This is a genomic window from Rathayibacter sp. AY1D2 (genome assembly GCF_002932695.1).
GTDB lineage: Bacteria > Actinomycetota > Actinomycetes > Actinomycetales > Microbacteriaceae > Rathayibacter.
In genome coordinates, this window is sequence record NZ_PSVX01000092.1 from 1 (window position 1) to 10,757 (window position 10,757).

The window sequence follows — 10,757 nt, forward strand, 5'->3', positions numbered from 1 at the left end:
CGTCCCTCAGGACGCGCTCCTCTCGCTCGACCCGCTGCGCCCGATCGGCCGCGAGATCGGCGACGTGCTCCGCCTCCACGGCCGCCTCCCCGCGGCCGATCGGGCGCAGCGGGTCGAGCGAGAGGAGCGCGTCCTGAGGGACGAAGCCGACGGATCCGCCGCGCAGCCGCCGCAGCTCCCGCTCGCCCGCTCCGACCACCTCGGTCCCGCCGACGCGGACGCTCCCGGTCACGGCGCCTCCGCTCAGCCCCAGCAGCGCTCGCGCGGTGACGCTCTTGCCCGACCCGGACTCGCCGACGATCGCGACGCACTCCCCCGGCTCCACGCGGAACGAGACCCCGTGCACCACCTCGACTCCGTCGAAGGCGACCCGGAGCCCCTCGACGACGACCGCGCTCACCGCGCACCCCGCAGACGCCCGCCGAGGACCGTCGTCGCGATCGTGGTCAGCACGATCGCCAGCCCCGGGAACACGGTCAGCCACCACGCGCTCGCGAGGTAGGTGCGGCCCGCCGAGAGCATCGCGCCCCACTCCGGCGCGGGCGGCTCGGCGCCCAGGCCCAGGTAGCTGAGGGCCGAGGCCCAGACGATCGCCTGGCCGACGCCGAGGGTCGCCAGCACGGCGAGCGGCCCGAAGGTGTTGGGGAGGACGTGCCGGACGAGGATGCGGACGGGTCCGTGCCCCCGCACGCGCGCCGCCTCGACGTAGCCGGAGTCGCGGATGCCGAGCAGCTGCGTGCGCAGGATGCGGGCGTACCCCGGCGCGGTCGAGAGGCCGACCGCGATGGTGGCGGGGACGACTCCGGGACCCGTGACCACGATCACGAGCAGCGCGAGCAGGAGCGCGGGGAAGGCGAAGAGCACCTCGAGTACGCGGCCGATCACGCCGTCGACGACGCGGCCGCCGAACGCCGCGACCACCCCGAGCACCGCGCCGAGGACGAGGCCGATCGCGGTGGCGCTGGCGCCGATCAGGAGGGATGCGCCGGCCCCCGCGATGAGGCGGCTGAGGACGTCGCGACCGGACTCGTCGGTGCCGAGCAGGTGCGCGGCACCCGGTGGGGTGAAGGCGTCGCGCGGGGCGACGGCGAGCGGATCGGAGGGGGCGAGCAGCCCGGGCACGACGGCGGCGAGCAGGAGCAGCACCACGAAGACCGCGGCCAGCACCTCGCCGGCGCGGAAGCGGGAGGGACCCCGGCGGAGCGGGCGGGCGGCGCGCAGCTCGAGCTCGCTCACGCGACCGCCTCCCGCCGCGCCAGCCGCGGGTCGATCACACGGGTCAGCAGATCGGTGGCGAGGGTCACGACGATGTACGCCAGCGCCGTGACCAGCACGACACCCGTCACCACCGGCACGTCACGGACCGTCACCGCCGCGAGCAGAGTCCGGCCGAGCCCCGGCCTCGCGAAGATCGTCTCGACCACCACGGCCCCGCCGATCAGGTAGCCGAACGCCCAGCCCGAGAGCGAGACCCCCGGCAGCACCGCGTGGCGCAGGGCGTGGCGGGCGCGGACGCCGAGCTCGCCCTCGCCGCGCGCCCGAGCGGCGAGCACGAACGGCGACTCCAGCGCGTCGAGGAGGGAGCGGCGCATCACCTGGCCGAGGAAGCCCGCCAGCGGGATCGCGAGGGTCAGCGTCGGCAGCACCAGCCCGGCGGGCGACCCGGTGCTCACGGGGGGCAGCCAGCGCAGCGCGGTCGCGAAGACGGCGATCAGCACGGTCGCCAGCCAGAAGTGCGGGAGCGCGGCCGCCGTGAGCTCGAGGCCGGACCCGATCGCGGCGGCGAGCCGTCCGCCCCGGGTCGACCAGAGGGCGGTCGTGAGCGCGAAGATCCATGCGGCGGTGAGCGCGAGCACGGCGAGCAGGAGGGTGCCGGGCAGCTGCTCGCCGAGGATCTGCGCGACGGGAGTGCGCAGGGAGTAGGAGGTGCCGAGGTCGCCGCGCGCGAGCCTGCCGAGCTGCACCAGGTACTGCACGAGGAGCGGCTGGTCGAGGCCGTACTGCTCCCGCACCGCGGCGAGCGCCTCCGGCGACGCCTGCGAGCCCGGACCGCCGAGGATCGCCTGCGCCGGATCGCCGGGGACGAGGCGGATGAGGACGAAGACGGCGGTCGCGACGGCCCACAGCACCACGAGGGCGCCGCCGAGGCGGAGGAGCACGCGACGGATCATGCGGGCGGGCGTCCTCTCTGGTCGGGGCGGTGGAGGGGGGCGTCGTCGAGGTCCGCTCCCTCCGGAGCACGGGGTCTCGATGCGCGACCGTCGGCGGCTACTCGACCAGCATGGAGGACGGATCCCTGCTGATCGAGCGGCCCGCGGAGCGGGCGCATCGAGATCCGCCTATCCCGATCGCGGGGTCTCGATGCGCCGCCGCGGCGGCTACTCGACCGGCACGCGTACGCTCATCGATCGGTGCAGGCGGCTCGCCGGGGCCGGGTCAGACCCAGGCGTCGGCGAACCAGGGGGTCGACACGGTGTCGAGGGCGACGAGGCCCTGGACAGCCGACCGGTGCAGGTAGTGGTTCTGCTGGTCGTAGAGCGGCAGGATCCAGTAGCCCTCGAGGACGATCCGCTGGGCCTGCTCGTACAGGTCGGCGCGGGCGTCCTCGTCGGTCGTGGCGCTCGCCTGCTCGAGCAGCGAGTCGAGCGCGGGGTCGGCGATCTGCGCGTGGTTGGCGAAGTAGCCGCTCGGCGCGGGGGTGATGCCCGAGGAGGAGTAGAGGATCCGCAGCACGTCGGGTCCGACCTTCGTGTACGGGGCGCTCACCAGCTCGTACTCGTTCGACGCGAGCGCGGTGTACCAGCTCGACAGGTCGAGCAGGCTGATCCGCACGTCGAAGCCGAGGGTCTTCGCCGAGGCCTGGATCTGCTCGAACAGCGACTGCTCGGCCGGGATCGACTGGTTGGTGCTGACGGGGAAGCGCAGCGTCAGCGGCGTGCCGTCCTTCTCGCGGACGCCGTCGCCGTCCGAGTCCACCCAGCCGGCCTTCTCGAGCAGATCCTCGGCGGCGGCCGTCTCGGAGTCGGACCCGGCGTCCTCGAAGAGCGACGGGTCGGAGTACGCGGTCGCCTCGCGGCTGGACAGCGGGGAGTAGGAGCGCTCGGCGGTGCCGAAGAAGAGGGAGTCGATCGCGTCGTTCACGCCGACGCCGCGGACGAAGGCCTCGCGAACGGACTCGTCGTCGAACGGCGCCTGCCCGGAGTTGAGCTCGAGGCGGTTGACCGAGCCGGGCCGGGGCGCGTCGAGCTCGACGAGGTCGGTGGCTCCGGTCGCGGCCTTCAGAGTGTCGGGCTGGGCGTTGTCGAGCACGTCGACCTCGCCCGACTGCAGCGCCGCGTAGCGGGTGGCGGAGTCGGGGATGAAGCGCCAGGTGATGCTCGCCAGGTGCGCGGGGCCCTCGTGGCCGTCCCCGGTCGGGCCGGTCGACGCGTCGTAGGCCTCGTTGCGGGTGAGGGTCACGTGGTCCTGCTTGACCCACTCCGAGACGGTGAAGGGGCCGGTGCCGACGGGCGCCTCGCAGTTGGCCGCCTCGCCGCGGGCGATGCCGGCGGGCGACTCGATCGCGGTCCACGGCTGCGCGAGCGACTCGAGCAGCGCACTGTCCGGCGCGGTCAGGGTGAAGCGGGCGACGGTCGGCGAGACCGCGGTGACGGAGGCGACCTTCGCCACGGCGAGGTAGCCGGTGGAGGACTTGGTCGCCGGGTCCTGCAGGTGCGCGATGTTCGCGGCGACCGCCTCCGCGTCGAGGGCGGTGCCGTCGGTGAAGGTCGCGCCCTCGCGCAGGGTGAAGTCGTAGCTGAGCGCGTCGTCCGAGACGGTCCACGACTCGGCCAGCCACGGCGTGATGGTGCCGTCGGCGTCGCGCGAGACGAGCGACTCGAGCACCTGCGTCGCGAGGAGCGCCTGCGGGTAGTTGCCGCCGACGTGCGGGTCGAGGCAGGTGGGCTCGGCGTCGCCGGACGCGTAGGTCAGCGTCCCGCCGTCGACGGGGGTGCTGGAGGCGTCCGGCGTCTCGGCGGTGCAGCCGCTGAGCAGGAGCGCGGCGGCCGCGACGGCGGCGGGGAGGGCGAGGAGGCGGGAGCGCAGCGGCATGACGTCTTTCGTGGAGGGGTCGGGGGTGCACGCGTTTCTTGGACGCGACCCAGGAAACGCTAGCAGGGCGCGGAGGCGGCGGACGGGGATCGCTCGGATCCGTGGAGGAGCGCCCGCATCCCGCGCTGGGGAGGGACGAACCGCGCTGTCAGAGGCCCCTGATGCGCCGGGCGGTCGAGAAGGGCCTCCGCTCTCCTACTGTCGACGCATGACCTCCGCCGTGCTCGCCCTCCTGTTCGGCTCCGCCGTCGCCCTCGTGGGCCTCGTGCCCTGGGCCGCCCTGCAGTACCGGCGCCGCGGCGTCCTCGGGATCGGCAACGCGGTGCTGGCCTTCGCCGCCGTGGTCTACGCGCTCGCCCTCGTCACCTACACGCTCCTCCCCCTGCCCGACGAGGCGACGGTCGCCGCCGCCTGCCGCACCGGATCGGGTCCGCAGCTGCGCCTGTTCGCCTTCGTCGGCGACATCGCGAAGGAGGGTGGGATCGACGGGCCCCGCGCGCTGCTGACGAACCCCGCGTCCGCGCAGGTGCTCCTGAACGTGGTCTTCTTCGTCCCCCTCGGGATGCTCGTCCGCCACCTCGCTCTGCGCGGGCGCCTCGTCGCCGGGATGATCGGCGGCACCGCCGTCGGCTTCGCCGTCTCGCTCCTCATCGAGGTCACGCAGCTCACGGGCGACTGGTTCCTCTACCCGTGCGCCTACCGGCTCTTCGACGTCGACGACCTGCTGGCCAACACGGCCGGCGCCCTGCTCGGCACCCTCCTCTCCCCTGTGCTCCTCCTCTTCACCCGCCGGACCGAGGGCGCGGTGCCGGAGCTGGCCCGCCCGGTCACGATCCGCCGCCGCGCGTTCGGCATGTTCTGCGACGTGCTCGCGCTGAGCCTCATCACGGGCGCGCTCGTCTCGATCACCGGGGTCGGCCTCGTGCTCGCGGGGGTGGACACGCGCTCGAGCCCCGGGGACGTGGTTCTCGGAGCCCTGCCGTTCGTCGCTCCGCTGCTCCAGCTGGTGATCGTGCTGCGGTCCGGGCGGACCCTCGGCGAGACGGTGGTGCGCCTGCGTCCCGAGCCGCGACCGCTCCTCTGGCAGCGGCTCGTGCGCTGGGCGGCGGGATCGGGCGGCTGGTCGACCCTGCTCGCCGTCGAGGGCGGGTTCTGGTCGCTGCTCGCCTTCGTCCTCGCGGCGGCCGCGATGATCGGCCTGGTCGCGACACGGGGCCGCAGGGGGACGGCGAACGCGCTGGCTCGCCTCGACGTCGGGGACGAGCGGGCGGAGGCGCCGTCCGCCGTCCAAAAGACGGACTGAGAGGAGCCTGCCGGACGCCTTAGTCGACCGGTGGTCAGACCGACGCGCGGAGCCCCTCGACCAGGTCGTGCTGCGCTTCGCGGCCGGCCCGCGTGGGCACGAGCGGGTACACGTGGACCTGCCCGACGGCCTCGTGGAGCTCGAGCGGGACGCCGGCAGCCGCCGCCCGCTCGGCCAGCACGTGGGCGTCCGGATTGAGGACGTCCCGCGTGCCGGTGAAGACGGTGAGGGGGCCGAGGCCCGCCAGGTCGCCGAACAGCGGGCTGACCACGGGATCGAGCAGGTCGAGGGCGCCGCGCCAGCCCTCGGCGAGGACGCGACCGCCCGGGGTGCCGAGCCAGGGATCGGTCGGCTGCACCTCGGGGATCCGCGGGTTGCTCCAGGAGAGGTCGAGCGCGGGCGAGACGAGGGTGGTGCGCGGCAGGACCACCCCGTCGTCGCGCAGGGCGAGAGCGGTCGAGAGGGCGATCTGGCCGCCCGCCGAGTCGCCGGCGAGGCAGGTCGCCCCGTGCCGCTCCAGACTCCGCAGCACCAGGGCGCGGACGCCGTCGCGCGCCTCGAGCGCCGTGCCGAAGGGCACGAGCGGGTAGATCGGGAGGGTCACCGCGACGGAGGCCTCGTCGGCGATGCGGGCGGCGAGCCACCAGTGCTGGGGCGCGATCTCGTTCACCCAGCCGCCGCCGTGGACGTAGACGACGCCGCCGCGGATCACCCGCGGGCGGATCGTGTAGACCGGCCAGGAGCCGACCTGCTCCACGCCGACGCGCACGCCGGGCCGGAGGCGGGGCGGCGGTCCGAAGGAGGCGGGACGGAGCGCGCGCTCCCGGATGCGGCGACGGGCTCCCTCCGCGCTGACGAAGGTGCGGTTCGCGCGGGCGAGCCGGAGCGCGAGCGGGACGAGGGCATCGGGGACGACGAGCGGCATCGCCCGAGCATCGCGCACCCCGGTGCGCAGCGGCTGGGCGGCGACGGACTGCGCGGCTGCGGACGCTGCGGCGACGGACTCGGCAGCCACCGACGCGGCAGCCACGGACTCCGCCGCCGATCCGCGGAGGTCGGAATATCCGGCGCGGGCTCCGCGGACGGAGCGTCGGCACCCGCGGACGCAGCGTCGGAGACCACGGACGACGCCCGGGCACCCCGCGCACAGCACGACGGCCCGGCCCGTGGAGGGAGCCGGGCCGGGGCCCCCGGTCAGCGTGGTGCCTGCACGCCCGCGGAGGGCGGGTCGGCAGCGACCTCGCTGTCGCCGTGCGCTGCGGGTCAGCGTCGCGCGGCGGAGCGGCCGGCGAAGCGGGTGTAGACGAGCAGGACGATGATCGCTCCGATGATCGAGCCGATGATGCCGGCGGGCTGGAAGAAGCCGTCCATCGGGTCGTGCTGGAAGATCAGGAAGCCGAGGAAGCCGCCGACGAACGAGCCGACTATGCCGAGCACGATGGTCATGCCGATGCTGATGCTCTGCTTCCCGGGGACGATGAGGCGGGCCAGCGCTCCTGCGATGAGTCCGACGACGATGAGGCTGATAATGAGACCGAGCATGGCGGTCGTCCTTCCGTTGTGCGGGCGGGGGCCCGCTGATCGGTTCCGCGGTTGCGGGACCGGAGGCTACGCAACCACCCCGGAGGAGGCGGCGGTACACCCCTGGGGGTGTGCTCGCCCCGACGAGCCGTGCGGTAGCGTCCGACCATGACCCGCCGCGCGCCCCTCACCGTCGCGCTCGTCGACGACTACGACGTCGTCCTCACGGGCCTCGCGCACATGTTCGACCACTACCGCGATCGGGTGGTCGTCGCCGAGATCGACGCGAACGCCTCCCTCTCCGATCGGATCGACGTCGTCCTCTACGACTCGTTCGCCCAGCCGGAGTCGGACCACCACGAGATCGCGGAGCTGGTGCGCAACGAGCGGGCCGAGCACGTGGTCGTCTACACCTGGAACTTCGCGCCGACGCTCATCGCGGACGCCCTCGAGCAGGGCGTCCACGGCTACCTCTCCAAGACCCTGCCGGCGCGGGAGCTGGTGGCCGCGCTCGAGCGGGTGGCGGCGGGCGAGGTCGTCGTCAGCGATCCTCCGCGGCGGGCGGGCAGCGCACCGGGCCTCGACTGGCCGGGCCGCCACGAGGGCATCACCGACCGGGAGTCGGAGATCCTCGCGCTCATCACGCAGGGCAAGAGCAACGCCGACGTCGCCGCGCTCACCTACCTCAGCCCCAACACGGTGAAGTCCTACATCCGCAGCGTCTACGGCAAGATCGGCGCGACCAGCCGCACGCAGGCCGTCCTCTGGGGCGTCGACCACGGCTTCACCCCCGACCACCACCGCATCGACCACTGGCTCGGCGGCCCCTGACCCGCGCCCGCGGGACGCCGCTCCGGTACGCGACCCGCCGACGAACGCGCACCCGGGAGGCGTCTCGCGGGAGGGGGCGGGGGCGCACGCACCGCTACGGTGTGGCCATGCCCCTCGACCGCGCGCCGACCATCCGCGACGTCGCGGTGCGGGCCGGAGTGTCGTACCAGACGGTCTCGCGGGTGCTCAACGACAGCCCCCAGCTGCGGCCGCGCACCCGGGAGCGCGTGCTCGCCGCGATCGAGGACCTCGGCTTCCGCCCCAGCGCCGCCGCCCGCGCCCTGGCGACGAGCCGCTCCGGCCTGATCGGGATCCTCGCCGCCGAGAGCCACAGCTTCTACGGCACCGCCACCGCGATGGCCGCGATCGAGCAGGCGGCGCGCGACGCGGGCTACCGGGTCCCGGTCGTGAACGCGGCGCCGGACGCGGAGTCGCTGGCCGACGGCCTCGCCCACCTGCAGCGGGAGTCGGTGGAGGCGATCGTGGTCCTCGCCCCGCAGGAGCGCGCGCTGGAGGCGATCGAGAGCCTCGCGATCGGCGTCCCCTCGGTGACGCTCGGCGCGACGGACCGCGGCGCCGACTCCCTGCTCCTCGTCGACCAGGCGGCCGGAGCGCGACTGGCGACCGAGCACCTCGTCGGCCTCGGCCACACCCGCATCGCGCACCTCGCCGGTCCGCAGCACTGGGTGGAGGCGCAGGCGCGGCTCGAGGGCTTCGGCGCCGGGATGAGCGCGGCCGGCCTCGACCCCGTCGCCGTCGTGGAGGGCGACTGGAGCGCCGAGTCCGGCTACCGCGCCGGCCTCCGCCTCCTCGACTCCTCGCCCCGGCCGACCGCGGTGTTCGCCGGCAACGACCAGATGGCCCTCGGACTCCTGCACGCCTGCACCGAGCGGGGACTGCGCGTGCCCGAGGACCTCAGCGTCGTCGGCTTCGACGACGTCCCCGAGGCGGCGCACTACCAGCCGCCGCTGACCACCATCCGCCAGGACTTCGCGGAGGTCGGCCGCCGCACGATCGGGGTCGTGCTCGCGGAGCTGCGCGGCGAGGAGCCCGCCGTCGACCGCCCGGTGCCGCCGGTGCTGGTGGAGCGGGCGTCGACGGCTCAGGCCTGAGCAGCACCGGCCCCCGCCTCACCCCGCGTGCGGCAGCAGCACCTCCACGCGCCCCTCGCGCACCCGAGTCTGGAACCGCGGCTGCGGCGAGGTGGCCGGCCCCCGCAGCACCTCGCCGGTCTCGAGCGAGAAGGCGCTGCCGTGCCACGGGCAGGCGACGCACGCCTCCCCCGAGCCGTCCGCCGAGACCTCGCCCTCGTCGAGCGGGCCGGAGAGGTGGCTGCAGACGTTCGAGAGCACGTCGATCCGCTCGCCCCGCCGGAAGGCGAGCAGGGGGAGGCCCGCGACCCCCCTCCTCACCGGCGTGCGCTCCGGCAGGTCCGCCAGGGCGCCGAGCTCCTGCCAGCCCGAGGGGAAGCGGTGCGGCACGTCCTCCGCGTGGTTCGCCCCCGCCGCCTGCCGGTAGCTGAGGTGGCCGCCCAGGTAGCCGCCGCCCGAGACGACGGCGAGCCCGAGCATCCCGAGCACCTTCCCGCTCGTGGTGCGCCCGCGGCGGCGCTGCACCCACGACGCGGCGTAGAGGCCCGTCGCGACCACGTTGGCCGCCGAGTGCACCAGCCCGACGCGGGTCTGCTGCTCGTGCAGCTCCGACCAGTCGGTGAAGCCGGAGGCGGCGGTCGGCAGGACGCTGATCACGCCGACGCCGACGAGGGTCCGCGCCGCCCGCTGGTTCCCCGGCAGCAGGTCGAGCACCGCCGCCGACACCCAGGCGCCGGTGGGCACGAGGACGAGCAGCGGATGGACGGGGTGTCCGACCGGGACGCCGTGCAGCACGTCCCGCACCGGCTGCGGCCGGACCACCGCGTTCACGGCCCGCTTCACCCGGCCGACGGGCGGATCGAGGGCGGCGGCGTTCTCGAGGCGGGTGACGAGTCTGACGAGTCTGATCTCACGCATGCCTCATGCGACCAAGCGGGCGGCCCCGGCGGAAGGGGCTTGCGGCGGAGGAGGAGCAGTCGGACCCCGTCGGGCGGCCCCTCGCTTGCCGACCCCGAGCCGTTTCGCCTACGCTGACCCGGGGCTTTGTGAACGGTCACATCGCCCGAGCGAGGAGCATGATGGACCAGCGCAGGCCCACCCCCGCCGACGTGATCACGAGCGGCGCCACCGCCCTCGGCATCGAGCTCGGCTCCACCCGGATCAAGGCGTGCCTGGTCGACGCGGCCGACCCGTCCGTGGTCCTCGCGGTCGGCAGCCACGAGTGGGAGAACCAGTTCGTCGACCGCCGCTGGACCTACTCCCTCGACGCCGTCCACGCGGGGCTCCAGGCCGCCTACGCGGACCTCGTCGCCGACGCCTCCTCGCGCCACGGCGTGCAGCTCTCCTCCGTCGGGGCGCTCGGCATCTCGGCGATGATGCACGGCTACCTCCCCTTCGATGCGGACGGCGGGCTGCTCGTCCCCTTCCGCACCTGGCGCAACACCAGCACCGGGCCCGCGTCGGCCGAGCTCACCGAGCTGTTCGGCGCCAACATCCCCCTGCGCTGGTCGCTCGCGCACCTGCACCAGGCGGTCCTCGACTCCGAGCCGCACGTCGAGCGGATCGACTTCCTCACCACCCTCGCCGGCTACGTGCACTGGCGCCTCACCGGCGAGAAGGTCCTCGGAGTCGGCGACGCCTCCGGCATGGTCCCGACCGACCCGGCGACCCGCGACTACGACCAGCGCGTCGTCGACCTCTACGACGAGCGCGCGGCCGGCGCCGTGAAGCCGCTGCGCGAGCTGCTGCCCGCCGTGCTCCCCGCGGGCGCCGACGCCGGCTCGCTCACCGCCGAGGGCGCGCTCCTGCTCGACCCCACCGGCTCCCTCCGGCCCGGCGCCCCCGCCTGCCCGCGAGGTGGTTGTAGGCGAGCAGTCCGCCCGCGTCCGCCTCGCCCTCGAGCGCCTCGGCGAAGAGGG

11 protein-coding genes are annotated in these 10,757 nt (G+C 74.6%); 4 read left to right on the plus strand and 7 right to left on the minus strand.

All coding sequences use genetic code 11. The features are described 5' to 3' along the window. The 4 genes from C5D04_RS16720 to C5D04_RS16735 form a co-directional block, all read right to left on the minus strand. On the minus strand, positions 1 to 400 hold a 400-nt coding region (locus C5D04_RS16720; protein WP_146087894.1), incomplete at its 3' end, for an ATP-binding cassette domain-containing protein. Then, positions 397 to 1,236 (minus strand): ABC transporter permease, encoded by an 840-nt coding sequence (locus C5D04_RS16725; protein ID WP_104348062.1) that lies wholly within the window; start codon positions 1,234 to 1,236, stop codon positions 397 to 399. The genes C5D04_RS16720 and C5D04_RS16725, both read right to left, overlap by 4 nt. Continuing rightward, on the minus strand, positions 1,233 to 2,171 hold the full coding sequence (locus C5D04_RS16730; RefSeq protein ID WP_104348063.1) for an ABC transporter permease: 939 nt from the start codon (positions 2,169 to 2,171) through the stop codon (positions 1,233 to 1,235). The genes C5D04_RS16725 and C5D04_RS16730 overlap by 4 nt, the downstream gene beginning before the upstream one ends. A gap of 265 nt (positions 2,172 to 2,436) precedes the next feature. Continuing rightward, on the minus strand, positions 2,437 to 4,092 hold the full coding sequence (locus C5D04_RS16735; protein WP_104348064.1) for an ABC transporter substrate-binding protein: 1,656 nt from the start codon (positions 4,090 to 4,092) through the stop codon (positions 2,437 to 2,439). 208 nt (positions 4,093 to 4,300) lie between these two features. On the opposite strand from C5D04_RS16735, the gene C5D04_RS16740 reads away from it, so the two are divergent. Beyond that, positions 4,301 to 5,395, plus strand: a complete 1,095-nt coding sequence (locus C5D04_RS16740) for a VanZ family protein (protein ID WP_181137752.1) — start codon at positions 4,301 to 4,303, stop codon at positions 5,393 to 5,395. Between the two features lie 34 nt (positions 5,396 to 5,429). Here the strand turns inward: C5D04_RS16740 and C5D04_RS16745 are convergent, their stop codons facing one another. Beyond that, a complete protein-coding gene (locus C5D04_RS16745; protein ID WP_258068957.1) occupies positions 5,430 to 6,410 on the minus strand; it encodes an alpha/beta hydrolase in 981 nt (326 codons plus the stop codon). 248 nt (positions 6,411 to 6,658) lie between these two features. Next, positions 6,659 to 6,937, minus strand: a complete 279-nt coding sequence (locus C5D04_RS16755; protein ID WP_104225042.1) for a GlsB/YeaQ/YmgE family stress response membrane protein — start codon at positions 6,935 to 6,937, stop codon at positions 6,659 to 6,661. 147 nt (positions 6,938 to 7,084) lie between these two features. Between C5D04_RS16755 and C5D04_RS16760 the strand changes: the two genes are divergently transcribed. Both C5D04_RS16760 and C5D04_RS16765 read left to right on the plus strand, forming a co-directional pair. Further along, positions 7,085 to 7,747, plus strand: a complete 663-nt coding sequence (locus C5D04_RS16760; protein WP_104225041.1) for a response regulator transcription factor — start codon at positions 7,085 to 7,087, stop codon at positions 7,745 to 7,747. A gap of 107 nt (positions 7,748 to 7,854) precedes the next feature. Continuing rightward, a complete protein-coding gene (locus C5D04_RS16765; RefSeq protein WP_104225040.1) occupies positions 7,855 to 8,859 on the plus strand; it encodes a LacI family DNA-binding transcriptional regulator in 1,005 nt (334 codons plus the stop codon). Between the two features lie 18 nt (positions 8,860 to 8,877). Here the strand turns inward: C5D04_RS16765 and C5D04_RS16770 are convergent, their stop codons facing one another. Then, the gene (locus C5D04_RS16770) at positions 8,878 to 9,756 is read right to left on the minus strand and encodes a DUF2231 domain-containing protein (RefSeq protein ID WP_104348067.1); all 879 of its coding nucleotides are present in this window, start codon (positions 9,754 to 9,756) and stop codon (positions 8,878 to 8,880) included. 161 nt (positions 9,757 to 9,917) lie between these two features. Here C5D04_RS16770 and C5D04_RS16775 point away from each other — a divergent pair. Beyond that, positions 9,918 to 10,757 (plus strand): FGGY family carbohydrate kinase (locus tag C5D04_RS16775; protein WP_258068958.1); only part of this gene is annotated, 840 nt, incomplete at its 3' end.

What these genes read in the sequence shown, in the direction of transcription:
- C5D04_RS16730 (WP_104348063.1), bottom strand. Translation starts at nt 2,171, where the DNA reads ATGATCCGTCGCGTGCTCCTCCGCCTCGGCGGCGCCCTCGTGGTGCTG.
- C5D04_RS16735 (WP_104348064.1), bottom strand. Translation starts at nt 4,092, where the DNA reads ATGCCGCTGCGCTCCCGCCTCCTCGCCCTCCCCGCCGCCGTCGCGGCC.
- C5D04_RS16740 (WP_181137752.1), top strand. Translation starts at nt 4,301, where the DNA reads ATGACCTCCGCCGTGCTCGCCCTCCTGTTCGGCTCCGCCGTCGCCCTC.
- C5D04_RS16755 (WP_104225042.1), bottom strand. Translation starts at nt 6,937, where the DNA reads ATGCTCGGTCTCATTATCAGCCTCATCGTCGTCGGACTCATCGCAGGA.
- C5D04_RS16760 (WP_104225041.1), top strand. Translation starts at nt 7,085, where the DNA reads ATGACCCGCCGCGCGCCCCTCACCGTCGCGCTCGTCGACGACTACGAC.
- C5D04_RS16765 (WP_104225040.1), top strand. Translation starts at nt 7,855, where the DNA reads ATGCCCCTCGACCGCGCGCCGACCATCCGCGACGTCGCGGTGCGGGCC.
- C5D04_RS16770 (WP_104348067.1), bottom strand. Translation starts at nt 9,756, where the DNA reads ATGCGTGAGATCAGACTCGTCAGACTCGTCACCCGCCTCGAGAACGCC.